The following is a 23,799-nucleotide window of genomic DNA, read 5'->3' on the forward strand; positions in this document are numbered from 1 at the left end:
TATCGGAGTGGTAATAAATTTCGAAAAATGTTCAAGAAAAATAAATAAAGATTAAAAGTTTGATTTTGTATGGGCAGGATCGGTTTAAATGGAGAAAAATTTAACCCTGACTTTGTTACAGGAATGAAGCAAAATAACCCTGACTTTGTTACTTGTTGAATTATTTTTTTGCTTTTAAAATTACTTTCCTGCTTCCCTTACGTTCCTGTAACTCTAATTGCAATTTTTCCTTATCCCCCAGCACAAATTTGGGCAGGACGTAAACAAACCGAAAGGTTTGGCTGTTGCGTATCCTGGATGGCATCTTATGGGTATTGATCGGCTCCATTTCCAATTGTTGAAATGAAGCCTTGCGCTTTTTGTTCCCACTGACCCTGTACACCTTTAAAAAATCGATATCAAACGAAATGCCGGATGTATTGGAAAGTTCCATGACCAGATAGGTTTCCGGTCCGTTGTAGACGAATCCTTGCAACTGGAGCTTGATACCCTTTTTATTCCTGGACTTGAGTCGTTTCGGTTTTGATTTCAAAAGATGTTCTGCAAACCGTTCAAAATATTCTATTCGTAGGGTAGTGCTATCCTTCACTTTTTTGGAAGGTCCGGGAGTGGCCTTGATTGGCATTTCAGTTCCGATGCGCTCTGATTTCGGAATGAAATAGTTCAGTTTGGACAGATTTTCTTCATATTTCAGGATATAGGAGAATACACTTCCATCATCCGTGACCACCAGGAGATTACTTTCCACTCCGGGCTGCGCCTGTAACAAACCAAAGTACTGTTCCTTTTCCCGGTTATAGGTAAATACAAAATGTATAGCCCCGGTAACGGCCTGACGGATGGCCCCGGGAAAGAACAGGGCCACGTTCTTTTTGTCATTGGCATATAGGGTGTCCAACTTTTGTTGGGCATATAGGGCCCTGCAAAACATCAGGGCCAATAGTAGAAGTACTGTTCTCATGGTTCTAGTTTTAATATTATTTGATAGTCGTCCAAAACGGTCACCTTGACCTGTCGGTTATTCCTTCTAAATAGTTGTTTGATACCACTGACCTGTGGGACACCGGGGACATTGACATCGTCCACTACATCGCCGACCACCTGTCTTTGGACTTCTTCACGGAAACTGTTTTCGATATAGATGCCTTCACTACCATCGGCCAGGTCATAGGCCCCAAAGGTGATAGGCCGGTTATCGATATGTTCAATGGTGATCAGGGTCCGGTTGGGCTTGAAGCTGACAAAACCATAAATGAGGGTGTTCCTTGGGACCATTTTTCCACCGATCTTTGCCGGGTGGTTTAACCGCATCCGGAGGCGATAATGTTGTTTGACCGTCTGGGTGCCATCCACCCGGACAGATAATTGGCTGTCCGTGTTTAAGCTGGTTGCCAATGGATTTTCCTTGGGATCGGAAGCAAAGAAGAGTTGGTGCTCCAGTCCGATTTCCTTGGCAGCAATCTCCCTCTGTTTATTCTTTACTATTTTTTGGACCGTGTCCTTTGGGATGGGTTTTGGTACTGTGCGGGATGTAGACGGAGCATGGCGATAGGTCTTTTCGGTGTAGTCGATCTTTCCCTGGGCATAAATGCTGTCAATGATCCGCATCTTTTCCTTGTCGGGAAGATCGGGGTCGTAGGTTCCAGTGGAGTCCAGCAAGCGTTCATCATAGACACTGGGGGCATTGACCTCCCGTTCCTCCTTCAGGGCATCCAAAGCCTCCAGTTTACTCTTATATTGCTTTTGGCCGTCCCCCAGTTTGGGAACAGGTACCTGGTTGTCCTTGACCTCTGGATCTTCTTTTTTTCTAAAGGTCAGTATGGAATATCCCACGATGAAGAGGACGACTCCAACTATGGTCAGTACTGCTATGAGCTTGTTTTTCTGTAGTTTCATCCTAATGTTGTTTATTTTCTTTTTTGGTTGTCATCGGTCTGTATCCTTCTTAAGGAGTTCTCAAAAAATTCGGTGATCAACAGCCCATGGGTGTTGTGGGGGAAATTCCGGTCCACGTGGACCAGCTTTCCGGTGGTGGTCAGTTCATAGGTATCTGTGACCGAACCACGGTTGATCTTGAAGAGGGTCACCGACCGGAACCGGTACGGTTCCCTTTGAAGTTCCAACTGGCTTTCCACCCGGACCACTTCCTGTACCAGGGAATATTGCAACAGGCGGTTAAAGACCCCTTCGGCCTGTTTCTGACGGTAGAGGTCTGTGACGGAAACATCCCCCAGCCAGAGGGCCTTTTCCAGGTTTCTTTCATAGTTACTGGCATCGATACCGTAGAAATAGCGGTGGAAGAGCTCCAGGTGGGCCTTGGCCTCCACGGCCAGGTTTTCCCGCTGGGAGACCAGTTGCAGGGGCACCACCGTACCGTCCTCATTCACGACAAAGGCACTGTTGGTACTCTCCCGGTGGAGTTGGATGACCAAGAGGACGGACACCACACAGGTCAGTGCCGAAGAGATGACCACGGAAAGGACGATAAAGCGGTTCGTCCTTAATACATCATAGATATTTTTATAGGGTATCTTCATTTTCATTCCAATTCTATATTAAGGCTTAGCCTCCCGTAAAAAGCCTGAGCACAAAGGTGCTGGCCTTACGGTAGAGTTTAAATTTCAACAACACAATAAATCCTATGGAGGTGCATTCGACGACCGGGGCGAAAAATTCACTGCCCCAATCCGTACCGAACAGGTCTTCATAGAAGTGGGTATTGATTTCGGTATAGAGGTTATTCACAAAGACATTGACCAGGAAAAATGCCGGGACCAACATATATACCCCGGCATAGAGCTTAAAAAAGGTATAAGCCAGGGTACGGAACTTTTCAAACACGGCAAGACTGATCACCAATGGAAAAAAGGCCTGCATGATACCAAGTAAAAAATACCGTTCCGCCAGGAAAAGGGGATAGATGTATAGATCCAGAAGCCAAAGGACAACCCCTGTTATAAAGGCCAGCATCTTCAACCCATAAAGGGGAGTGACCAAGGCCTCATAAAGGATGGCCATGGCCTTTTTGGCGGCCTCCAGGGCACCCACATCCTGTTCCAGGTCCACGTCCTGTAGCTGTAACGGGAGGAGTGCCGGGGCCGTGTCCCTGTACTGGGCCTCTATGGCTACTAGGATGGCATCAAAAACACCCAGCACCTGGGTGGAGAAGATCACCAAAAGGACGATGGCAAAGTTCTTGGCCAGTTCCGTAGGGGTCAGGCCCCAGGTATGTCCGTCGGTGGTGGCCACGCCCTCATTGTATTTTTTGAGGATGTTGATGAGGAAAAAGAGCACGGCCAGTGCCTTCATCCCCGTGATGGTGTATTGGGAGAAGTCACTGTTCTTGATGGTCTGGAAGACCGTGTCCACATATTCCAATCCTATGCTCATCAGAAGCCTGTTTCGCGGTTGTTGATCCTGTCCTGCATTTTCCGGAAGGAAATGATCTCTTTGTACCGCCGTGCCCTGTTGGACACCTCGGCGACCATTTCATCCGATCGCGCCTCGTGGTCCTTCAATACCGTGGCACGTTCCGCATCGGTCATTTTCAGGTAGTCGCTGGTCAATATCCTTTCGATGTAGTCCACACTTTCCATGGACCGTTCCAGGATCTCTTCAAAGGATGCCGTGACCCGGTCCACTTCGTCCGGTCTGATATAGGGGGAGTTAAGGATGTCCCTCAGGTCCCCCTGTACTATTTGGAACAGCTGCTGGTTGTTCCGGATCAGTTGGGCCACGGCATCCAGTTGTTGGATAACATTGCTTACTTGTTCGATTCGTTCCTTTTGCTGCTTCAGGAATTCCACCGTCTTCAACAGTTCGGAGGTCTGTTTGGCGGATTCGATGAGCTGTTTGGCCAGGCTGACAAAATTGGTATTGTCATATACTGGCATGCCTTGGGCCATAGCACGTCCGGGAAGGAAAAGAGCCAGGGTCAGGGACAATATCAGGGTTAGTGTATATTTACCCATGGTATATTTTTTGAATACTTTCATGTTGAAGTGTTTTTTTGATTTAAAAATTCTTGAATGGCCCGCTCCATATCTTGCGTCTCTTCATAGATCCGTAGGATGGCCTCGTTTTCAGCACCATCAGTGAGATAGGCAGTATAGACCTCCGGGGGCACTTCCAATCGGAAGATGTTGCTCTCCTTTCCGATCTTGATGAAGATTTCCGTGTATTTTCGGTCCCCGGTCAGGTTGTTGCGGATGGAACGCAGTTGGTTCAGGTCGTGATGGGAAAGGTGGAGCCTTTTTTGCAGTTCGTCATAGCCCTTTTCATTTCTAAGGCTATAGATGACCTGGGTGTTCTCCAGGATACTTGCGGAAGTACTGTTCTGGGGCAGCTGGTTGATGGACTGTAGGATGATGCCGATGGCCCCGTTCTGTTTCCGGATGGCCTGATAATAGAATTCCACGGATTCAAGCACATTTCCGAACTTCAATTGTTTGGCAAACTCGTCGAAGAGGATGATGCCCCGTTCGGAGCGGTTCCGCCATATGGTACGCTGGATGGCCGATTTGATCAATTTGAGCATGACGGAAAGGATTTCCTTGTTGTCCCTGACCTCGTCCAGTTCAAAGACGATAAGCCTTTTATCCTCTATCTTATAGGTCTGGTCCTCGCCCACATTGAAGAGGAAACTATATAGTCCGCCCTCCACATATTCCGATAGGATGTGCAGAAAGTCATAGATACTGAAATGAGCCTCCTGAATGCCCAGTTCCCGGACAAGGGTTTCCTTGTTGGCATCCACGAAGGCGTAGAGGGAAGCCAGGGAATGGGACTTTCTGACCTGTCGATAGTAGTGCAGCAGCACCTTTTTCATGGCCACTTCCTTGCCCTTGGACACCTGCTTGCCCTCGGCCAGGAGTTCCAACAGGAAAACGGCCAGATCTTCCAGACGTTCCGGGGTCAGGTCGGCTTCCCCTGAAATGTAAAAAGGGTTGATGCCCAGGTTCTTGCCCTGTTCGTAGCGGAGAATAGTGTGCTTTCCGGGGTATAGTTTGGCAAACTTGGCATAGGAGCCGCCCAGGTCGATAATGACCAAACGGACACCGGCCTCGAAATACTGGCGCAGGATGTTATTGGCCAAAAAGGACTTACCCTCCCCGGTCGGGGCAAAGATGGCAAAGTTACGGGCCTTGATACGCCTCTTTTTTTCGTCCCATACATCCTTGAGGACGGGGATGTTGTGCTGTCGGTCATTGAAGATGATGCCCGTGGCATCCGATCGGTAATTCGTGTTGTTGATGTATAGGCAGAGGGCGTGCTTCAGGTCGGTCACATACAGGTCCCCATCTGAAAAGTTGGAGGCAAAGCAGGGGTAGGAGTTCAGGAAATAATGCTTGCGTTCTTCTCCTCTGGGATAATAGGGCAACATATCCAGTTCCTTGAACTCTGTTTTGATCTTTGAAGCGATGCTGCCCAGTTGTGCGGAATCATCCGCCCAAAAGACCACGTTGAGATGGCCCCTTATGATACGGGAGCTGTCATCTTCGTTGATCCGGTCCACGATATGCCGGATTTTTTTCAGCACCACTTTGTTCTGTGTTCCGAAGTTGGAGCTCTTGCTGAGCTCTTCGATCTTCTTCTCCAACAATTTGCGCCATTTGTGTTTGTCATCCAGGTACAGGAAATGGTTGACAATATGGTCCTCGTTCAGGTCAAGTCCCAGCCCATCGATAAAACCTTGGTGGAAGGTAAAATCATCCGAGGTGAATTTTTCATTGACCTTGCTGCTTTGCAGGGATTCCCCAAAACAACGCTCGCTGTTGATGGCCAGGACATCAAAATGGTGATCGCCAATGGCCACACCTTTTTTGGACAGTTGGATGTCGGTATCAAAACCCTCGTTGAAGCCGTTGAAGTAGGCGTGGGTCACTCCCAGAATCGTTTCCTCACCAATGGGTTCGATGGACACTTTTCTGCTGTTGTTGATAAAGGAAACGGCATCGTTCACGGCCCCGACAAATTCGAGTACCCGATGGTCGAGTTTTCTATGGATACCGTTTTCGACCCTTCGGAACGGATTGACATACTTGGAGGCTTTCAGGTTTTTTTCCAAGGGCAGCACAAAGAACAGATAACTTTGGTGCTGCATGTACGGCCTCCCTTTAAAATGATCGTATGTGGCCTTTTGGAGGAAGCTTTGTTTGGGAAGTTTATCTGCCGCATAGTGGTCTTTTCTGTAGATATCCTGCTTATGGATCACCGTTCCGAAGGGAAGGGATTTGAAGGCCTGGAACCAGCTTGCGTGCAATTCGTCAAAGTCCGTTTCGGACTGGGAATAGATTTCGGGCAGGGAAATCCTATAGCATAGGAGGACATTGCCATTGGAGGCAAAAACGGTATGGCCCTGTATGTCCAGAATAGGGTGATGTGCGGAAAAATTGATTTTGTGCATGGCAATTTTTATTAATGCCCATTATGGGTCTTCATAGAACATATAGCTTGTTTTCTTGTTGCTGATGGTCTGCGGAAATACGTTTTGTCGATGGAACATTCCAGGGTCTTGGGCAAGCCTGGACAAAATGGCATATAACAACACGTTCCAGATCAATACGGTTGCAATGGCCCCAAGGCTAAAGGAAAAAATGATGACCAAGAGGGAGCCTATTACCGAGATCATCTGAAGGGCGAAATAGGGCAGGGGCAGTCCCAGTACCATGGCTTGTTTCCGTACGTTCTTATAGGGAGTAAACTTTTTCATCAGACCACAATACCCATGAGATAAGTGAAAATGCCCACTACGGCACCTGCTATCAGTACAAAGACCAAAACCCGGGTAATCCCTTTTTTTAGGTCGGCGTTCTCCCCGAAGAAATGCCCGGCATTGAACAGGAAGCCCACCAAAAAAATAACGGCCAGGATGATGGGGAAAATGGTCCGGATGGTGCTGGAAATATCATTGACCGAATCCTCGATGCCCCCGATCTGGGCCAAAACGGTTCCGGAAACAAAAAATGAGGTCAGGGAAAGAAACAGTGCTTTTTTCATATCAAAACAATTAAAGGTTCAACTGGTTTTTTGCTATGAAAAAAGTACTATATTAATCCTTGTAAATAACGGATAATCAGGTATTTGTGAATAAAATATTATTTGGAACGGATTGGTTTTTTTTGCTGCCGATTGGCATCAGATATAATGGAAATTCCGAAGGCACTTGTTGATAACCTAAAAATCGAAACGCATGAAAACTGCCAAAAACGTCATTTTCCTCCTTTTGGTCCTGCAATTCTGCTCCATTTTCGGTCAAAGTCTATCCGAAAGAACAATTGTGGTCATAGATCCCGGGCATGGCGGAATGGATTCCGGGGGCTTAGGTATAAATGGAATGATGGAAAAGGATATTGTACTGCAAGTGGCCTATGAGATGGTCAACCTGAACGAGGTATTTTTTAATGACAAGATGGATATCTATCTGACCCGGTACAGGGATACTTTGGTGTCCCTTTCGGACAGGGCCAAATTGGCCAAAGGGCTTAAAGCAGACCTGTTCATCTCCCTGCACTGCAACCGTTCCATTAATCCCAATGCCAGCGGGGTGGAAGTGTATGCTTATCAAGGAAAAAACCCTATCTCAAATACTTCGGTTTGGTTGGGCTATGGACTGCAAAAGGAACTGAACGGGAAATTGGGGTTTAAGAGCCGTGGGGTAAAGTTTGCCGATTTTCAGGTGCTGCGGGAAACTGCGAGGGTATGTCCGGCAGTGTTGGTGGAACTGGGGTTCTTGTCCCATGGGGATGAAGCCGAATATTTGTTGGAATGGAAGAGTACCAGGGCTTTGGCCTTGACGATTTTAATTGGGGTCGAGGATTATTGTGCAATATCAAACTAATATTCGGAAGTTATAACAGAACGTTGTTTAGCATATAAGGTATTGTTATGTTCCTTTTGATACCTATGATCTTATCTGGTCGAGAACAAGGCAATGGCAATCAGCTATTGCCAAAACCATAGGGTTTTCCTACCCATTGTCCAATAATATGACCCATGGTAGATTTTTCTACCCAAAAACATAAATAATTCATTATGTTGGTCTTGCAAATTTGAAAGCACCATGGCAACGGAAGAAAGCAGGTATGTATTCTGTGCGGGTGAAGAAGCCATCGGTCTCTTCCGGAGGTCAGTGGATTCTTTGACCGGATCGACATGTTCGGAATATATGGTATATGATCTCCGGTCCACCAATCAGGGCGATCGGGATGATATGCAACAGTGGGAAGTCAACTTGGAAATTGAGGAGGCCACCTATAGGACGCTCCATCTGGACCTTTGTAAAAAACACCGGACTGAAATTCGAAAAAGAAGAAGGATCGTATCGTAAAGGGGGGAGGACGATTCCCTGTAATGAATTTGTCCACGACGATTGTTCTGTTAGCTTAAAATGGCTGCTACCGATAACTACATTACAATTTAATCAAAACATTTTTAATCTGTTTTCCAGTAAGTTGAAATACTTCTCTTTCATTTCCTCTGAAAGGAAAGAAATATCTATCAACTCCTTCCATTTTGGTACTGCTCTTTGCATCTGCTCCAGAATCACTGCGATTGTTTTGTCGTTCAACTTCAATCGCTCTTTCGCATAGTAGTCTGTAAAGTCAGAAGCTTTCAGATTACTTTTCTTTCCTTTAAGTGTCAAAGCAATTTCCTCCTCGGGATTCTTTATGGCAATTGAAGAGTTCAATAGATCGTAGGTTGGAGTTAAAGTTATTTTACCGTTTTTGGTGATCAGGGAAAAGTTCTTTAAATGCATGTCCTCGTTGCCGGTCACATAACAGAAAATGACCCGTTTGAAAAAATCCGCCTTTTCAATAGCGGGAAATGAGCAATATTCTTCAATCACCGGAACCAGTTTTTCCATGGTAAACCGGTATTTTGTATCCCTTGTATTTCCGGTCAATTGCGCAAAATCTTCCGTGGCATATTTTTTACCCTTACCGTAGCGGTCAAAGCGCTTTACAAAATACGACAGACTCCCATCCTTGGCATATACCATCCCATGAAAGGGTACATCCAGGCCAAATACCTTGGCCATGCGCATGGTCAAATCTTCATTTTCCGGCAATTGTGGAAATAGATCGTTTTGAGGCTTTATGATATAGGTCCCAAATTGGTCCACAATTTTAAATTCCTGACCGACTACGGAAACCGCTGCACTCAATTTTGGTTGTACCCCTTGTATGGATAGCTTCTTTGCCCTGTTTACCGCTTCTTGTCTCAATTCAGCAGCGGTAAAGGGCAAGTCATTTAAATGGTCTAACCTTGGTGAGATCATTTTAAGTCCTCGCTCGCTATATTTAGCAGTACCGCATAATTCGTATGTGATGGGACATCTATTCATCTTCCGCAGGTTTAACCGTTACCGCACCTACCAGATCGGCTCCCGTTGCCACCAATTGGGAGAAATAATCCTTCTGGTCAATTTTGGCAATCCTAAGCAATCCCTCCAACATGATACCTTCAGGTAACACACCTTCAAAAAAGGGTGGGAATGATGTATATCTGTATTTTTTCTGACCAACGGGCATTGTCAATGAAATGGCTTCTCCCTCGTAGTGATCATCGTATTCAAAATGATATTCGGTAGGGGAAACCTCTGTCAGCACGCCTGCTCTTTTTCCGTGAACATATACAATCGCCTTTCTCATATTATTTGGTCAATGGACTTTTAAATTCCACTTTAATGTTCAAAACCCGGAGCACTGCTAGAAGATTGTTCCAACGAACGGTTTCCTTATTTTTTTCAATATCAAAAACGGTGGTTTTTCCAACTCCGGCCAGGTTGGCCAATTCAAGTTGTGTAAGCCCTGCTTTTTTTCGATGATCTTTTACCATAGGTCCTAATTCGAAATCATTCATAATTTACTGTTTAGGCAGTAAAAATACGTAATTTAATATTGAGAATGTATATAATTTGCAAAAACATTCTTTTTTTACTGTTATAGCGGTAAAATTAAAGGTCAGAGAGCAGAAGATTGAGGGATAGGCAATTTTAAACCTATAATTACCGGCATAGCGGGAAAAATAGCAAATTCAAAATAATAGTAATGATGATCTTTTACTATTGTGTATCTAATGCCATGAGATAGCGTTATCTTCTTGGAAGCATGGTAAAACTCCTATCCACGGGTTGGTACCGGTAAGTACCTCCGTCCATAATCCTGATGATCCTGTATCTGGTGGAGTCGTCAATTTCCCCGATGGAATTGGCATAGTAGAGTTTTACATAGACTTTGGGATTGTTGAAATAGGGCGGGTTTCCCCGAAGGCCATCGCCTTCCCGGATGCCTACGATAAAGAGTACCTGTCCGATGGATTGCCAGGTGCTTTCCCGCAGGTAAAAGCCATACTTTTTGCCGTTCCGATAATATTGTTCGTAGATGTTCAATAATCCATTTCTGTCCATGGTCATTTTCTTTTATCCTTGGTCTTTGCACTGAAGGCCACCAGGTTGAAGAGCTCCCGCATCCTGCTCCGTACCCGGTTGCCGTAACGCTCTTCCAGTTCCTCCGCATTGAGGTTGGAAGTGGCATGTGTCCTCACCTTGTGCTTTATAAAGAGTTCATATCGGGAGAGCAATATTTCACCGATGACATTGCAGTCCTTGCCGAAATGCCGTCCGGTGGGTTCCACTCCCAGGTCGTCCAGGCAATAGAACCTACGGTCGCCATAATGCTCGATGACGGTATATCCGATGTTGTTGAATCCAAACACGATGTTCCGTGTGGGGATGACCTCATAGGGCCGTTTGTGGGGCACCATGTGCCGGAGCAGGCGCATCAGTGAAGTTTTGCCGCAGCCCACCGGTCCCGTGAGCAGGAGCCCTTTGTTGGTGTCGATCCCGAATTTGTCACAGACACCCCTGTCCCCGATAAAGTAGGAGCATAGCTTAAATAGGATTTCCCGGTCTTCCTCGTGGATCTTGAAGTTCCTGCCGAACAGGAGTTTTCCCTTGGCATCCAGGTAAATGAGCATCTTGTCAAAGTCGTATTGGATACATTTCCCCTTAAGTGTTCCAAGGGGGTATTGTACAGCGCCTTCGATGATGATATGTGGGTTCTTGTTGCTCATAGGGGATCGTCGTAGGTTTTATCGGAATTGGTTCCCAGGTTGTCCGGATATGGGACACTTGACCCCGGTTTGCCATTTATTTTCGAGCCATTGAAGTGTCTTTTTTTAAAGAACGGCGGTTTGTTGTGGTTTGTTTTGTTTTCTATAGTTTGAATATGTTTTATTATAGGTACCACTGCTTGTCCATTGCTTGTCCCGATTTTGGTACGGCTTAGGTCCACTACTTGTCCAGTACTTGTCCCAAAATCGAACATCTTGATGCGACTCCCCTTGAAGGGATTATGTGAGGGCGTGTACAGAATATAGTCCCAATGGCTCAGTTCCTTGATGCAGCGGTGGTATGTGGACTTGGAACCGATCTTGGCAAGTTCCATCACTTCCTCCCTATTGATGTAAAACCCGTCCTTAAAGAAATTGATGTTCCACAATTGGAACAGGGCCACATAGAGACTGATATGGGTGGGGTTCAGCCGGCTGTCCCTGGCAAACTGTTCAAATACCCCGTTCAGATGTTTGATATAGTTGATGTCCTCCATCAAAACGTGTTGGCTACCTTGTTGTTTTCCATCAATTGTGCTATATCTTCATAATCGTAATAGAGCGTTCCCCCGACCTTGGTATAGGGAAGGGTACCGTTGATCCTCAAATTCTGGAGGGTTCCGGACGATATGCCCAACAGCTTCATGACTTCCGGTGATTTGAGCCATTTTTTGAGGGGATGGCCGTTGTGGTTTTGCAATAGTTGCTTGATGTCGTCCAGGAGTTCCAGTTTGAATTCCATCAGGTCTTCTGTAGTAACGATCGATGCTCCCATAATAAAACGGTTTTGTGATAAGGGACCACTGCTGTACTGTCACCTACTTTGGTGGCCCCTCAGCTGATTTGACTTTCGTTGTACAAACTTGATGGGATTTGTTGGATTTTTTTCCCAAGACGTACCCAAGTTGGGTGTTTTTTTTCGCCCATTTTATGGGTACCCTTTTTGATGTTTTTTGCCCAAAGGGATAGTCACGTACCGTCCCAAAACACATCAAAAAATATGGTACACGGCCTATTTGTAAAAAACACCCAAGATGTACCCAAGTTGGGTGTTTTTTTAGCCGTCCAGTTCCTGCATTTTTTGCAATAGGGAAGCCTTGAGAAGGTCCAGAAATTTGGTCGGATTGATCTTGCGGGAACGTATCTCCAGGAAGCTGTGGTAATAGTCCCCCAGGTCGATATTGAAGAGCTGTTCGAAGGCATAGGCCAGTTCCTTGATGTCCACCTTTCCGTGATTGACGACCGCGGAACTGTGCAGGGAGTAGATCATTTCGATTAGATCGACCTTGTTGCCCGTCCAAAAGAATTTGGTGGTCTTGTCAAAGGGATTGTGTTGTGGTTCCATGCCGTTATAGTTTTCCAGTTTGTCAATTTCTGATTTCAGGTGGACGATAAGCATATCGTAAGCCAGAATGGTGGCCACGGTATTGTCGTGGCTGGTAGAGAATTCTTCATCGGAGAAGCAAAAATGGGTATCCAGGCCAAGGCGGACATCCGTCTTACCACGGAGGAAGTACTGCTGGTCCAAATAGGTGCTGTTACGGCGATAATAGTGATAGAATTCCAGGTTGTCGTGAAAATAGTCCTGCAACTTTCGGATATGGTTATAGAAGTATTTGACCTGGGACTTGTTGCTTCCCCTGGGACGTTTGCTTACTATATTGAAGAGTTTGGCGTAATAGATCAATTTACTGCACAGCCGGGGTTTTATTTTTTTGAAAAAGGTAATTTCGTCCGAATTGGAAGCAAAAGGGTTTTCCAATACCTGTTTTCTCATGTTCCGCATGGCCAACCGGGAATACCGTATTCCTTTTTCGGCCTTTTCCAGCACATCTTCCGTTTCCTGTTCCAAAAGGTCCAGATCCTCATTGAGCTTTTGCAATATGTATTTATGGGCGTCCATTTTTCATTACGATTTAAAGGCCCCATAGCTATTTCTCCCGTAATGCCCATTGTTGGTAATCCGATGGCGTAAGGGAGGTATGCTTTTTGAAAAAAAAGCTGAAATGTGATGATGTCTTGAAACCCAATACATTCCAGATCCTGGTAATGGAGCTTTTTTTCCGTAGCATTTTCAGGGAGGCAACGACTAAACGTTCCTCAATACATTGTTTTGCCGTTTTACCCGTGATGTCCCGGACCACTTTGGTCAGGTAATCCGGGCTCACCGAAAGGGCGTCCGCATAGAAATGCACGGCATGGTACCTTCTGAAATGGGTTTCGAGCACCTGTAAGAACTTAAAGGCAAGGACTTGGGTATGTTGCCATTCATAAAGGGTTTCCGGGACATATTTCATATGGATTTCCCACAGTTCCTGCAAAAAGGACCGAATCTCCCGGTGCCATTGATTGCTATACCGTGAATTGTGATGCAAGGCCTCCAAAAACCTGAGCCGTTGAAGCAGCAGGGTGGCATCCATGGCGTTCAAGGAAATCTTCGAAAATCCCAGGTTTTCCAGAAAACAGAGCAAAGCCGGGGTGTTCCGGAACAATCCTTTTCCATAAACGTGGTCAGGGTTCAGGGACAATGCCCATAGGGCAGTCGTATGTTTACTGATTTGTACCTTTTTGGGCAGGATACCGGCCAACAGGCAAAGATCCCTGGAATTAAGGGTGACCCTGTCCCTATCGTTTTCGATGTCCAGGCAGCCATTGTCCACTAGTAAAAGGATAAAACGGTTTTCCTCCAGTATGCTTTTCAGCTTCCGGATGGGGTCCTTAAGGTCTATATGAACAACGGAATAGGGACGGGGTAGTGCCTTTTCCATAACGGTTGATGGGTCAGATTTGGGATGTTGGATTGTTGGTTTGGTTACCGTGAAAGCCGGGCCATCAGGCAGATGAACAGGAGCAGCATGTTAGCCAGGCTGTTCAAATACAATGGGATGGCAAGGTTCCTCGGGGATTGGCTTTTCATGGAATTATCGGGTAGGTACTTGATAATCTCATGATAACCATACAGGTCAAAGACAAAATAAAGGTTGACCAGGTTACAACAGATGACCGCTGCCAGGAGGATATTGAGCAGCCTGTTCCCCAATTTTACATAGGGTTCGGTGTAAAACCTGTCAAAAAGGCTCATAACGGGAGGTGTAATAGACAGCCAGGGTAACCACGGTCACCGTATTTTCCAAAGCGTTGGCGACCACGGGTGATTTGTTCCCGACCCCTATGTCCCAGTCCTCGTCCTCCCGGTCCCCATCTTCTGCATATAGCGTTAGGTCTGTCTGGCCAATGATTGAGATGGCAGACATGATGACCCTCCGGTCTTCCTCGGTCCAGGAAGTTTGTTGGGCCACTTCTGAACCATAGGAGAGAACCAGGTCCTCCCGACCGTTGGAGTTGTTGGGTGGATACGTTGCAAGGTTTTTCAGAAATGCCAAAAGGCTGGCCCGTGCAGGTTCCGAAAGGGTAAAACCTTCCAGAACGGTTTCAAAGCTTTCATCACTGGTGGGCCCGGTATCGTAGAGAGGTCTGTTCGCAGCGACGGATACCTCATGGCCGTGTTCACGGAACAGGGAACGTACTTCCCGGTCTATGTCGTCAAGGCTCCAATGGGAAATGTTTTTGGTCCCATGCTGTTCCATAAATTCGAGGTATAATTGTCCGGCCAGTCCGTTGTTGTCCGTTGTACTGGTCGAATCGGCAAGGGAATGTTCCATGCGCAGGGCAAGGGGTTCGGTGTTCAATTCATGGTCAGGGCTACAGGATACGGTAAGGCATACCATACCTATACAAAAGATTGCCAAAGTTTTCATGGTGTAATTGTGTTATGTCCGATTTTGGTTTCAATCGGTTCATTCCACCCGGGTAAGCAGAACCAGACTCTTGGAATCCTGGGACAAATCTATGTGCAGCCTATGGGCGCTGCAAGGCAGTGCTAGTGCATTTTCCGAAAATGATACCTACATTTTCCGAAAATAATAGTGTGGTTTTTTTATGTTAAAACAACACGTATTCTGGATTGATTTTGCTAAATTTGAGATTAGCCTAAAGATGGATGTATCTGGTTTTCAGATGCTATCGGTCAATGGATTAGTTTTCTGGCAATAAAAATTTCCCTCCTGGTATTGCCAGCAACCAACCTAACACCCCTAGCTATGTATGTACCAACCTATGTGGCCGTATGCGTTTTTTCCTTTTTTGCGGTATTGCCACAACAACGGACTAAAAAAGGATCCGATACCATAATGCACAAGAGCTATGACGTGCTGTTTGATACCATCAGGACTACCAAGGACCCTACCCGTGAACAACGCTATCTCAAAGCGTTTTTATTAAAGGCCCAACAGGAAAACAATGTTGAGGAGATTGTCAATGGGTACAAGAACTACCTGCACCATTCCGAAGAACGATTACGGCATACCTATGCGGACAGTATGATCCATGTGGCCCGTAAATCCGGGGATTCTGCATTGATCGGGTCCGCCTATCTCACGAAAGGTTTCGTCTATTACGGGGAAAAGGACCATACCAGTGCCCTGGACCATTATATCATGGCCTATGATTACCTGAAGCATACCGATGACGCCTACCAGAAACATAAGGTGCAGTACATGATAGGCCATATCAAGTATTATCTGGGCTATTATGAGGAAGCCATCCGGCTTTTCCAGGACTGCATTGCGTATTACCAGGATCACAATACCCGTCCCTACCTGAACAGCCTGCATTCCCTTGGACTGTGCTATAACCGGATGGGCAATTACGGGTTGTCCTCCGAGACCAATGCAAGGGGACTGGAAGAGGCCGACCGTTCGGGCAACCACAGCATGGATGTCTATTTCAGACATTCCGAAGGAGTCAACCATTATTTCAGGGAAAATTACAAACTGGCCATCGAGACCTTGGAAGAAGTGGTTCCCCAAATAGCGGACAAGGGCGACTTTGGCAACGAATCGGTCGGGTATTTCTATTTGGGCCGGAGTTATTGGGCCCTGAAACAACCGGACCGGGCCATACCGTATTTCAAAAAGGTGGACAAGATCTTTAATGAACGGGACTATTTGCGGCCGGACCTCCGGGAAGGTTATGAGCTGCTCATTGACCACTATGAGGAATTGGGCAATAACGAAACCCAATTGTACTATATCAAACAACTCCTAAAAGCCGACAAGTCCCTGGCCAAGACATACCGTTACCTTTCCGGGCAGATCCATCGGGAATATACCGAGCGGGAACTCCTGCAAAAGGAAAGCAAAATAGAGGAACTCCTGGCCGAAAACGAGGCCAGTGACCTGCGTTGGGGATTCGCCACGGGCTTGTTGGTCATTGCCGCCTTCGTTTTGGTCTATCGCCGGCGCATGGACAAACGGAAATTCAAAAAGTTAATGCAGGAGATCAAGGATGGAGTCCCAAGGGCAAAGGTAGAGGAGGCCAAGCCAGAAGCACTGGAAATCAATCCAGTGGTTGCTGAGGATCTCTTAAAACAGCTCCAGAAGTTTGAAGAGGGCAGGGGCTTTTTAAAGGAAGACCTGAACCTGGTCAAACTGGCTGCCTCCTTCAACGCCAACAATAAATACCTGTCCAAGATCATTACCCATTACAAGGGCAAGGGAATCGTGGAGTACATCAATGACCTGAAAATCGATTATATAATAGAACTGTTCACGCACCAGAGGATATACCGTAAGTATAATTACAATTCCCTGGCCAAAGAAGCGGGGTTCAGCAGTGTGCAGCGTTTTGTACGGGCCTTTAAACACCGCACCGGCAGTTCCCCGGCCAATTTTTGCAGGGTCCTGGATGAGCAGGAAGCATACCAGGAAGGGGGCAGTGAGGCCCTGAGCAATGCTTAATCGTGGTTTTGGTGGGTTCGGGGAACTATTAAGGAAGTCCACCCGTCAAAAGGTTGAAAATACCAATATCAGATTATGTATTCTCTTCCCCTGTTACGTAAGAAAAAACAAATTCTAAAGGCATTCCACAAAAGTGGTGAAACTGGCAATCAGGTCGCCAAAACATTCTTTTGTATTGTGGGAATGGGGTAACCATTTGTTTTACAGTGTACAAGGTTTTTGAATTTCACACTACTCCCTTGGATTTTGTCCTTATTGTCATATAATATGCCATTAAATTTGATTAATATTCATAACTTTGGACTATTCCATACCATATTAATGATTTTGGGCCCCAAGGGTTGAAATCCATCGGAGTCCATGACCAAAACGTTTTTCCGGTCCATCATTGGAACCGGGAAGAGGCCCTTCCCCAAAGGGAAATCCGCGAACAGTGGATACAGTCATGGTCCCATGTATCTATATAAAGACGCTTCTTGTTTTTGCATTGTGAGGAACCGGAGTATGTCCTATTGGTACCTACCCAAATCCTTTCCCTTTGCAAAAAATGTGAACCGGCAGCAGCACTGCCATGCCAAGATGTGCCAACATTGATCAACACCGTTTCGCTTCCATCTTATTCCACCTACCGCTCTGTACCACGGCACACCTGGTCATTCCTGCGTTGAAAAACGCAGGGAACAATACTTGTTTCACCCATTAATAGGATAGCCATGGAAGACATTGTATGGAACAACAATATGTCCTGTACCGGGAAACCCCGGGAGCACCACACGGACAGCGATGCAGAACTCTGGGTGGCATTCCTGTCCGGAAGTGCCATAGCCTTCGAGACCATTTATTCCCAAAACTTTGAGGCGTTGTATTACTATGGCCTGAAACTGGTGCCCGACGAGGCCCTTGTGGAAGATTGTATCCAGGAGCTTTTTATCCTGTTGTGGGCCAAAAGGGAGCGCTTGGGTAAGGCAAAGGTTATCAGGGCCTATCTCTACACCGTTTTGCGCCGGAACATCTTTGAGGAAGCCCGGAAGCGGGGTAAGTTGTTGACCCTGGTGGATGGCAGTGAGCGTCAAATCACAGGGGAAACCCCTCCAGAGGAACCGATGGGGCAGGAGGAAGGCGAGGAACTTTCGAAAGCCTTGGACATGGCCATGAAAACCCTGAGCCTAAAACAACGGGAACTTCTCCACCTTAAATACCACGGTCAGATGAACAATAGGGAAATCGCCCGTATCACCAAAATGCCGTACAGCCAGGTTTGCTACCATCTGAAAACCGCTATAGAGCAGCTTTATGGCAATTTAAAGCGGTTTCAGCCGTGATATCAAGCAGGGCAAAGCACCTCCTCATACTCCGATGGACTTTGGAAGAGACAAAATCAAGTTGTGTAAATCATTGATAAAAAGTGATTTAGGGATTTTTTCTAAAAATAATGACATTTTTTTTCTAAACATTTAACGATTTTCCCTCTATATAGTTAAAGAGGCGTTCTTTTTATCAGAAGTAATATGGTTATGGAATATCAGCATTATAACGAAGAGGATTTTATCCGGGACGACTACTTTTTACAATGGGTCCGGGAACCTGATGAGGACAGCAACTCATTTTGGAAAGAATTCCAGGAGAAATACCCGGAACAACGAGCGGTTATGGACAGGGCCAGGGAAATGGTCCTGTTGCTGACCATAAGGAAAAACGAGCCCAAGGTCCGAATGGCCAAGGGCAGGATATGGGACACCATACAGGAACAGACGGTGGGGACGGAAGTACAACACGGTGTTCGCAGACTAAAGAAAGATACAGGGTTCCTGCCCTTGTATATGGTATCAGGGTTAATAGTTGTAATGGGCCTTGCCATACTGGGGATGTACACTTTTGGGGTATTTACAGACCATAAGGTGGCGGGCCCTCCCCAAATCACCCTGCAATTGCAGGACGGTAGCCAACAAGTGATCGATGAAAGCGATACCCGGACCATCACCACCAAGGAAGGGCAGACACTGGGCAACCAGGATAAGCACATACTGAAATACAACAATACACAACAGGACGCAACAAATGAGCTGGCATATAATGAGCTTAAGGTGCCTTATGGGAAAAATTTTGAATTAGTGTTATCCGACAGTTCTCACATATATTTGAATGCCGGCTCTACGTTGCGTTTTCCAGTACAGTTCCTGGCCGACCAACCGAGGAACGTGTATCTGGACGGGGAAGCCTATTTTGTTGTGGCATCGGACAAGGAAAGACCCTTTACGGTGGTTACCGACAAGATGAACACCAGGGTGTACGGCACCCGGTTTAATGTCACCAGTTATAGGAACGAGGGGAACACCTATACCGTATTGGAAGAAGGGAGTGTGGGGGTGTACCCGCCCGAAGCGGATGAATCCGCACCTGTGAAAATAGTGCCCGGTCAAAGGGCCGTGATGGAAAACGGCAACATTGCCGTGGAAGAGGTACGAGTGGAAAAATATGTGGCGTGGACCCGGGGCGAGCTCTACTTTAAGAACGACCCTTTCCAACTCATCCTCAAAAAGCTGGAACGGCATTTTAATGTGGAAATCGAAAACCGATACCCCGAACTGGACCCCTTGGAATTTACCGCCACCTTTAAGGACAAGACCGTGAATGTAGGGGAAGTTCTGGACATTTATCGAAAACACACCCCATTCAACTATGTCAGGGAAGGCAACACCATAACCATTACCCCGCCGCATTAGACACCGAGCAAAAACTCACTGCCCCCATACCGGAATGCCCCAGTAACCCTACTCAAAGGTAGGGCAGGGCAAACCCACCCCAAAACGGACTTATCAACTACAAAAACCGCTATGGTACTGTAAACAAATTTTCAATAGTAATTCGATTGTATGAAAAATATCAAGTACATATTGTTCATGGTTCTGCTGTTATCGCTCCGTATGGGAGCGCAAAGTGGAGACCCTGTGAAATGGGAGTTTTCTACTAAGGCAGTAGACAAGGATACCTATGAGGTAATTATGACGGCCAATATGGAGCACCCGTGGCATATCTATTCCCAGTTTATGGAGGATGGAGGCCCTGTGCCCACGGAAATCACCTTTACCGGGACCCCTGCCATCCAATTGGTAGGGGAAGCCAAAGAAGATGGTATTCCCATAGAAAAGTACGAAGATGTCTTTATGATTGATACCCGCTACTTTGAGGGTGTGGTCCATTTTGTACAGACCGTAAAAGTAAATGCGAATACCAAAACTCCGGTAACCGTGGAAGGTACGGTCTTGTTTATGGCCTGTTCGGATGAGCAGTGCCTGACCCCGCAGGAAAGAGACTTTAAGGTTACCCTTGACCAAAACCACAAACAAGGGTGAATACGAATGGTTGGATTCCCAAATTCAACCACGGATACAAAGATAGATGAAAGATGGGTTGTGGGCCTGGCCTCAATTAGTATGTAACGAAAAGCACAACGGGAAGTGCGCTCACACTCCCCGAAGTTGTTGATTATGATTTTAGCGTTAACCAAAACCAAACAAATTTATGAAAATTTTTACCAAACTCTGGGACGGGCCTTTTCCTGTCCCCAAACCAGACTTGAAGATGAAACTCACAGTACTCCTTTTGGTCTTCACTTTGTTTCAGTTGCGTGCAGCCACAAGCTATGCCCAGAAAACAAAGATCACCCTCAACATGCAGGGGGTATCCGTTTTGGAGGTCATTGAAGAAATCGAAGCTATAACGGACTTTGGTTTCCTTTACCGCGAAAAGGATTTGGACCTGGAGCGGAAGGTCAGTGTCAAAGCAAGGAAAAAGGGAATTGAGGACATCCTTGAAACCTTATTTAAGGATGCCCCGGTAACCTATAGTATCAGTGACAAACTCATTATCCTGACCAAAAAGGGGAACACCACCAGTCCTAATAATACACCGACGTCCAAAGAAAAAACCGGGGAAAACCAACAGCAGTTTGAAGTGAGTGGTATTATCACCGACCCTGAAGGAAATCCACTGCCCGGCGTAAATATCATCATTAAAGGCACCAACCAGGGCACGATGTCTGACCCTGATGGGAAATTCACCATCCTTGCCCAGACCAAGGACATCCTTACTTTTTCCTATGTAGGATTTAAGAGAATTGAAATTCCTGTTAATGGTCCCGATCCCATAGACCTCCAAATGGAAGAGGATATCATGTCATTGGAAGGGGTGGAAGTAAATGCAGGCTACTGGAAAGTAAAGGACAGAGAACGTACCGGAAACATAAGTCGCCTTACTTCGGAAGAAATAGCAATACAACCTGTGGGCAATGTGATGGCCGCTGCTATCGGTAGGATGCCCGGGGTAAATATTCAACAAAACACAGGGTTGCCTGGAGGGAATTTTAGGATACGTATCCGTGGGCAAAACAGTTTAAGATCTGATGCCAATGAACCCTTATATATCATAGATGGCGTCCCTTTTAGCGCTACTTCTTTGGCTACGGATTTGGCCGGTGAAATATTTAGAACGGGTGCTGGTACAAGTCCTTTAAATACAATAAACCCAAGCGATATAGAAAGCATCGAAGTCTTAAAGGATGCCGATGCTACGGCCATCTATGGCTCCCGGGGGGCCAATGGAGTGGTATTGATTACCACCAAAAGAGGAAGTGTCGGCAAGACCCGAGTGGATGTAAATTTTCAGCATGGTCTTGGGAAAGTGCCCCATTTTATGGATTTGTTGAATATCAAACAATATTTGGAGATGAAACGGGAAGCTTTTGCCAATGATGATGCAGAGTTTAGAAGTTTTGATTATGACGTAAACGGTGCCTGGGATTTTAATAGGGATGTGGATTGGCAAAAACGATTGATAGGAGGCACATCTGAAACCACCAACGCCCAGCTTTCCATATCTGGTGGTGGACGAAATACCCAATATACATTTAATGGAGGATATTACAGGGAAACTACGGTATTACCAGGGAGTTTTGCGTACCAAAGAGGCTCAGGACAACTGAATGTAAACCATACTTCGAATAACCAGAATTTTAAAGCAAATTTCTTGGTTAATTTTTCAAAAGACAAAAATAATCTACCCAGAGTGGATTATACAAACCAAGCCTTAACGTTTGCCCCAAACGCCCCCGAACCATTTAATGGAGATGGGAGTATAAATTCTGCCAATGGAGCCTGGGGTATATTGGGTTCCCCTTTTGTAGATTTAAAGAATTCTTACAGTAATGGCACAGATAATTTGATTACCAATGGTGTATTTACCTATTCAATATTACCCGGGCTTGAACTTAAAACTAATCTTGGCTATACAACCACTAAGATGAATGAAAGGATCTTGTATCCTATAAGTGCTCAAGATCCAACGTCTATTTTTGCCACTGGTACTGGACAAGCACAATTTGTAGATAGCAGTATTCATACATGGATTGGTGAGCCCCAAATAGAATATGAATGGGCTATAGGTAAAGGCCACCTAAATATTCTGGTTGGAACTACTTTCCAAAAAGTAACAAGGGAATCTAAAACTATAAATGCAACGGGTATTGGAAGTGATGCCCTATTGGAAGATCTTAGTGTCGCATCAACAATCAGGGCTTCCAATAATTTTTTGGAATATCGCTATAATGCCATTTTTGGTCGTATCCATTATAATTGGAAAGAAAAGTATTTAATAAATCTTACTGGTCGTCGAGATGGTTCATCCCGTTTTGGTACTGGAAACCAATTTGGGAACTTTGGGGCTATTGGAATGGCTTGGATATTTTCGAATGAAAACTTTATTAAAAACAATTTGCCGTTCCTTAGTTTTGGTAAACTACGTTCTAGTTATGGTACAACAGGAAATGACCAAATACCTGACTATGGATACTTGGAGACGTATAGTTCACCCGGATCTTATCTTGGAGGGACAACGTTGATTCCTGCCCGTATAGCAAACCAGAATTTTAGTTGGGAAGTCAATAAGAAGTTTGAAGTTGGCTTGGAGTTGGGAATGTTTAAGGATAGAATATCCTTATCCACTAGTTATTATCGGAACCGTTCTTCCAATCAATTGGTAGGCTTTTCCCTACCTGGAATAACAGGATTCACAATAGTGCAGGCCAATCTGCCAGCAATGGTGCAAAATATGGGTTGGGAGCTTGAATTGACCACCAGAAATATACAAACTAAGGACTTTAGCTGGGGAACTTTTGCAAACTTGACCATACCCCGAAATAAATTGGTTGATTATCCCAATTTGGAAGGTTCTCCCTATGGAAACAGGTATGTCATAGGTGAACCTTTAAATATTGCAAAAGTATATCAATATCTTGGTGCTAACCAAGAAACTGGGGAATATCAATTCCAGGATGTGGATGAAGACGAAAATGTATCATCTCCCAATGATACACAATTCGTTAAAGAGATAGGGCAACAATATTACGGAGGAATCAATAATTCGTTAACCTATAAAGGTCTGCAATTGGATTTCTTTTTCCAGTTTGTAAAACAAGTAACCCAATCATACAGAAATGCTTTTACAGCTCCTGGATTTAGTGCAATAGGAGGAAATCAACCAATAGAAGTATTGGGTCGTTGGCAACAACCGGGAGATATTACGGACATTCCAAGATTTTCGGCAACCAACTCTTTATTTTCCACGTCATTTGGTTCAAGGTGGAAGTCCAGTGACCATGCTTATGAGGATACCTCCTTTATCCGGTTAAAAAATGTATCCTTGTCCTGGAACCTTCCGATGGAGGTAGCCCATAAATTAAAATTACAACAGGCCCGGATTTATATACAAGGCCAAAATCTGTTGACGATAACCAATTATCGAGGCTTGGATCCTGAGGTAAGCCCTACAAGTTTACCTCCTTTGCGGGTGTTTACTACGGGTATTCAACTCACTTTCTGATTAATTTAAC

The 23,799-nt window shown here is 45.5% G+C and carries 26 protein-coding genes; 7 read left to right on the top strand and 19 right to left on the bottom strand.

The window, feature by feature from the left end; translation table 11 throughout:
* Window positions 1-160: 160 nt before the first annotated feature.
* From ED312_RS09950 to ED312_RS09985, 8 genes are read right to left on the bottom strand one after another with little or no spacing between them, the layout of a single operon-like run.
* Window positions 161-961: a DUF4138 domain-containing protein gene (locus ED312_RS09950; protein WP_123215861.1), complete on the bottom strand. Its 801-nt coding sequence runs from the start codon at window positions 959-961 to the stop codon at window positions 161-163.
* Window positions 958-1,896, bottom strand: a complete 939-nt coding sequence (traM, locus tag ED312_RS09955; RefSeq protein ID WP_123215862.1) for a conjugative transposon protein TraM — start codon at window positions 1,894-1,896, stop codon at window positions 958-960. The genes ED312_RS09950 and traM overlap by 4 nt, the downstream gene beginning before the upstream one ends.
* Window positions 1,897-1,907: 11 nt before the next feature.
* Entirely contained in the window at window positions 1,908-2,537 is a 630-nt protein-coding gene (locus ED312_RS09960; RefSeq protein WP_123215902.1) for a conjugal transfer protein TraK, read from the bottom strand.
* Between the two features lie 25 nt (window positions 2,538-2,562).
* Window positions 2,563-3,390 carry a hypothetical protein gene (locus ED312_RS09965; RefSeq protein ID WP_123215863.1) on the bottom strand — a complete coding sequence of 276 codons (828 nt, stop codon included), beginning with the start codon at window positions 3,388-3,390 and terminating at the stop codon, window positions 2,563-2,565.
* Window positions 3,390-3,995, bottom strand: a complete 606-nt coding sequence (locus ED312_RS09970; protein ID WP_170164491.1) for a conjugal transfer protein — start codon at window positions 3,993-3,995, stop codon at window positions 3,390-3,392. Before ED312_RS09970 ends, ED312_RS09965 begins: the two co-directional genes overlap by 1 nt.
* Complete coding sequence (locus ED312_RS09975; RefSeq protein WP_123215864.1) at window positions 3,992-6,406, bottom strand: TraG family conjugative transposon ATPase; 2,415 nt, start codon at window positions 6,404-6,406, stop codon at window positions 3,992-3,994. Before ED312_RS09975 ends, ED312_RS09970 begins: the two co-directional genes overlap by 4 nt.
* Before the next feature lie 21 nt (window positions 6,407-6,427).
* The gene (locus ED312_RS09980; RefSeq protein WP_170164492.1) at window positions 6,428-6,712 is read right to left on the bottom strand and encodes a hypothetical protein; all 285 of its coding nucleotides are present in this window, start codon (window positions 6,710-6,712) and stop codon (window positions 6,428-6,430) included.
* Complete coding sequence (locus tag ED312_RS09985; RefSeq protein WP_123215865.1) at window positions 6,712-6,999, bottom strand: hypothetical protein; 288 nt, start codon at window positions 6,997-6,999, stop codon at window positions 6,712-6,714. Before ED312_RS09985 ends, ED312_RS09980 begins: the two co-directional genes overlap by 1 nt.
* Window positions 7,000-7,192: 193 nt before the next feature.
* Between ED312_RS09985 and ED312_RS09990 the strand changes: the two genes are divergently transcribed.
* The gene (locus ED312_RS09990; RefSeq protein ID WP_123215866.1) at window positions 7,193-7,840 is read left to right on the top strand and encodes an N-acetylmuramoyl-L-alanine amidase family protein; all 648 of its coding nucleotides are present in this window, start codon (window positions 7,193-7,195) and stop codon (window positions 7,838-7,840) included.
* Window positions 7,841-8,062: 222 nt separating this feature from the next.
* Window positions 8,063-8,329, top strand: coding sequence for a hypothetical protein (locus tag ED312_RS09995; protein ID WP_123215867.1), 267 nt, complete (start codon window positions 8,063-8,065; stop codon window positions 8,327-8,329).
* 93 nt (window positions 8,330-8,422) lie between these two features.
* Here ED312_RS09995 and ED312_RS10000 read toward each other — a convergent pair whose 3' ends face one another.
* The 11 genes from ED312_RS10000 to ED312_RS10050 form a co-directional block, all read right to left on the bottom strand.
* A complete protein-coding gene (locus ED312_RS10000) occupies window positions 8,423-9,346 on the bottom strand; it encodes a HipA domain-containing protein (RefSeq protein WP_123215868.1) in 924 nt (307 codons plus the stop codon).
* Window positions 9,339-9,653 (bottom strand): HipA N-terminal domain-containing protein, encoded by a 315-nt coding sequence (locus ED312_RS10005; protein ID WP_123215869.1) that lies wholly within the window; start codon window positions 9,651-9,653, stop codon window positions 9,339-9,341. Before ED312_RS10005 ends, ED312_RS10000 begins: the two co-directional genes overlap by 8 nt.
* A 1-nt stretch (window position 9,654) precedes the next feature.
* The gene (locus tag ED312_RS10010; protein ID WP_123215870.1) at window positions 9,655-9,864 is read right to left on the bottom strand and encodes a helix-turn-helix domain-containing protein; all 210 of its coding nucleotides are present in this window, start codon (window positions 9,862-9,864) and stop codon (window positions 9,655-9,657) included.
* Between the two features lie 232 nt (window positions 9,865-10,096).
* On the bottom strand, window positions 10,097-10,411 hold the full coding sequence (locus ED312_RS10015; RefSeq protein ID WP_123215871.1) for a hypothetical protein: 315 nt from the start codon (window positions 10,409-10,411) through the stop codon (window positions 10,097-10,099).
* Between the two features lie 2 nt (window positions 10,412-10,413).
* The gene (locus ED312_RS10020) at window positions 10,414-11,076 is read right to left on the bottom strand and encodes an ATPase (RefSeq protein ID WP_123215872.1); all 663 of its coding nucleotides are present in this window, start codon (window positions 11,074-11,076) and stop codon (window positions 10,414-10,416) included.
* Window positions 11,073-11,612, bottom strand: coding sequence for a hypothetical protein (locus ED312_RS10025; protein ID WP_123215873.1), 540 nt, complete (start codon window positions 11,610-11,612; stop codon window positions 11,073-11,075). The genes ED312_RS10020 and ED312_RS10025 overlap by 4 nt, the downstream gene beginning before the upstream one ends.
* Window positions 11,612-11,890 carry a helix-turn-helix domain-containing protein gene (locus tag ED312_RS10030; protein ID WP_123215874.1) on the bottom strand — a complete coding sequence of 93 codons (279 nt, stop codon included), beginning with the start codon at window positions 11,888-11,890 and terminating at the stop codon, window positions 11,612-11,614. Before ED312_RS10030 ends, ED312_RS10025 begins: the two co-directional genes overlap by 1 nt.
* Before the next feature lie 282 nt (window positions 11,891-12,172).
* Window positions 12,173-13,018, bottom strand: a complete 846-nt coding sequence (locus ED312_RS10035) for an RteC domain-containing protein (RefSeq protein ID WP_123215875.1) — start codon at window positions 13,016-13,018, stop codon at window positions 12,173-12,175.
* A 28-nt stretch (window positions 13,019-13,046) separates the two neighbouring features.
* Entirely contained in the window at window positions 13,047-13,883 is an 837-nt protein-coding gene (locus ED312_RS10040) for a helix-turn-helix domain-containing protein (RefSeq protein WP_123215876.1), read from the bottom strand.
* 44 nt (window positions 13,884-13,927) lie between these two features.
* Window positions 13,928-14,197, bottom strand: coding sequence for a hypothetical protein (locus ED312_RS10045; protein WP_123215877.1), 270 nt, complete (start codon window positions 14,195-14,197; stop codon window positions 13,928-13,930).
* The gene (locus tag ED312_RS10050; RefSeq protein ID WP_148044270.1) at window positions 14,184-14,873 is read right to left on the bottom strand and encodes a hypothetical protein; all 690 of its coding nucleotides are present in this window, start codon (window positions 14,871-14,873) and stop codon (window positions 14,184-14,186) included. Before ED312_RS10050 ends, ED312_RS10045 begins: the two co-directional genes overlap by 14 nt.
* Window positions 14,874-15,215: 342 nt before the next feature.
* On the opposite strand from ED312_RS10050, the gene ED312_RS10055 reads away from it, so the two are divergent.
* The 5 genes from ED312_RS10055 (at window position 15,216) to ED312_RS10075 (ending at window position 23,789) form a co-directional block, all read left to right on the top strand.
* The gene (locus ED312_RS10055; RefSeq protein ID WP_123215879.1) at window positions 15,216-16,913 is read left to right on the top strand and encodes a helix-turn-helix domain-containing protein; all 1,698 of its coding nucleotides are present in this window, start codon (window positions 15,216-15,218) and stop codon (window positions 16,911-16,913) included.
* A 713-nt stretch (window positions 16,914-17,626) separates the two neighbouring features.
* The gene (locus ED312_RS10060) at window positions 17,627-18,235 is read left to right on the top strand and encodes an RNA polymerase sigma factor (protein ID WP_123215880.1); all 609 of its coding nucleotides are present in this window, start codon (window positions 17,627-17,629) and stop codon (window positions 18,233-18,235) included.
* Window positions 18,236-18,427: 192 nt separating this feature from the next.
* Complete coding sequence (locus ED312_RS10065) at window positions 18,428-19,636, top strand: FecR family protein (RefSeq protein WP_170164493.1); 1,209 nt, start codon at window positions 18,428-18,430, stop codon at window positions 19,634-19,636.
* 150 nt (window positions 19,637-19,786) lie between these two features.
* Window positions 19,787-20,266: a protein-disulfide reductase DsbD domain-containing protein gene (locus ED312_RS10070; RefSeq protein ID WP_123215882.1), complete on the top strand. Its 480-nt coding sequence runs from the start codon at window positions 19,787-19,789 to the stop codon at window positions 20,264-20,266.
* Window positions 20,267-20,435: 169 nt separating this feature from the next.
* Complete coding sequence (locus ED312_RS10075) at window positions 20,436-23,789, top strand: TonB-dependent receptor (RefSeq protein ID WP_123215883.1); 3,354 nt, start codon at window positions 20,436-20,438, stop codon at window positions 23,787-23,789.
* Window positions 23,790-23,799: the final 10 nt, after the last annotated feature.

It is taken from the genome of Sinomicrobium pectinilyticum (genome assembly GCF_003725735.1).
GTDB classification, from domain to species: domain Bacteria; phylum Bacteroidota; class Bacteroidia; order Flavobacteriales; family Flavobacteriaceae; genus Sinomicrobium; species Sinomicrobium pectinilyticum.

What these genes read in the sequence shown, in the direction of transcription:
- ED312_RS09950 (WP_123215861.1), bottom strand. Translation starts at nt 961, where the DNA reads ATGAGAACAGTACTTCTACTATTGGCCCTGATGTTTTGCAGGGCCCTA.
- ED312_RS10030 (WP_123215874.1), bottom strand. Translation starts at nt 11,890, where the DNA reads ATGGGAGCATCGATCGTTACTACAGAAGACCTGATGGAATTCAAACTG.
- ED312_RS09990 (WP_123215866.1), top strand. Translation starts at nt 7,193, where the DNA reads ATGAAAACTGCCAAAAACGTCATTTTCCTCCTTTTGGTCCTGCAATTC.
- ED312_RS10015 (WP_123215871.1), bottom strand. Translation starts at nt 10,411, where the DNA reads ATGGACAGAAATGGATTATTGAACATCTACGAACAATATTATCGGAAC.
- ED312_RS10010 (WP_123215870.1), bottom strand. Translation starts at nt 9,864, where the DNA reads ATGAATGATTTCGAATTAGGACCTATGGTAAAAGATCATCGAAAAAAA.
- ED312_RS10060 (WP_123215880.1), top strand. Translation starts at nt 17,627, where the DNA reads ATGGAAGACATTGTATGGAACAACAATATGTCCTGTACCGGGAAACCC.
- ED312_RS10045 (WP_123215877.1), bottom strand. Translation starts at nt 14,197, where the DNA reads ATGAGCCTTTTTGACAGGTTTTACACCGAACCCTATGTAAAATTGGGG.
- ED312_RS10055 (WP_123215879.1), top strand. Translation starts at nt 15,216, where the DNA reads ATGTATGTACCAACCTATGTGGCCGTATGCGTTTTTTCCTTTTTTGCG.
- ED312_RS10065 (WP_170164493.1), top strand. Translation starts at nt 18,428, where the DNA reads ATGGAATATCAGCATTATAACGAAGAGGATTTTATCCGGGACGACTAC.
- ED312_RS10075 (WP_123215883.1), top strand. Translation starts at nt 20,436, where the DNA reads ATGAAAATTTTTACCAAACTCTGGGACGGGCCTTTTCCTGTCCCCAAA.
- ED312_RS10025 (WP_123215873.1), bottom strand. Translation starts at nt 11,612, where the DNA reads ATGGAGGACATCAACTATATCAAACATCTGAACGGGGTATTTGAACAG.
- ED312_RS09965 (WP_123215863.1), bottom strand. Translation starts at nt 3,390, where the DNA reads ATGAGCATAGGATTGGAATATGTGGACACGGTCTTCCAGACCATCAAG.
- ED312_RS09960 (WP_123215902.1), bottom strand. Translation starts at nt 2,537, where the DNA reads ATGAAGATACCCTATAAAAATATCTATGATGTATTAAGGACGAACCGC.
- ED312_RS09995 (WP_123215867.1), top strand. Translation starts at nt 8,063, where the DNA reads ATGGCAACGGAAGAAAGCAGGTATGTATTCTGTGCGGGTGAAGAAGCC.
- ED312_RS10020 (WP_123215872.1), bottom strand. Translation starts at nt 11,076, where the DNA reads ATGAGCAACAAGAACCCACATATCATCATCGAAGGCGCTGTACAATAC.
- ED312_RS09985 (WP_123215865.1), bottom strand. Translation starts at nt 6,999, where the DNA reads ATGAAAAAAGCACTGTTTCTTTCCCTGACCTCATTTTTTGTTTCCGGA.
- traM (WP_123215862.1), bottom strand. Translation starts at nt 1,896, where the DNA reads ATGAAACTACAGAAAAACAAGCTCATAGCAGTACTGACCATAGTTGGA.
- ED312_RS10050 (WP_148044270.1), bottom strand. Translation starts at nt 14,873, where the DNA reads ATGAAAACTTTGGCAATCTTTTGTATAGGTATGGTATGCCTTACCGTA.
- ED312_RS10040 (WP_123215876.1), bottom strand. Translation starts at nt 13,883, where the DNA reads ATGGAAAAGGCACTACCCCGTCCCTATTCCGTTGTTCATATAGACCTT.
- ED312_RS09970 (WP_170164491.1), bottom strand. Translation starts at nt 3,995, where the DNA reads ATGAAAGTATTCAAAAAATATACCATGGGTAAATATACACTAACCCTG.
- ED312_RS09980 (WP_170164492.1), bottom strand. Translation starts at nt 6,712, where the DNA reads ATGAAAAAGTTTACTCCCTATAAGAACGTACGGAAACAAGCCATGGTA.
- ED312_RS10035 (WP_123215875.1), bottom strand. Translation starts at nt 13,018, where the DNA reads ATGGACGCCCATAAATACATATTGCAAAAGCTCAATGAGGATCTGGAC.
- ED312_RS09975 (WP_123215864.1), bottom strand. Translation starts at nt 6,406, where the DNA reads ATGCACAAAATCAATTTTTCCGCACATCACCCTATTCTGGACATACAG.
- ED312_RS10000 (WP_123215868.1), bottom strand. Translation starts at nt 9,346, where the DNA reads ATGAATAGATGTCCCATCACATACGAATTATGCGGTACTGCTAAATAT.
- ED312_RS10070 (WP_123215882.1), top strand. Translation starts at nt 19,787, where the DNA reads ATGAAAAATATCAAGTACATATTGTTCATGGTTCTGCTGTTATCGCTC.
- ED312_RS10005 (WP_123215869.1), bottom strand. Translation starts at nt 9,653, where the DNA reads ATGAGAAAGGCGATTGTATATGTTCACGGAAAAAGAGCAGGCGTGCTG.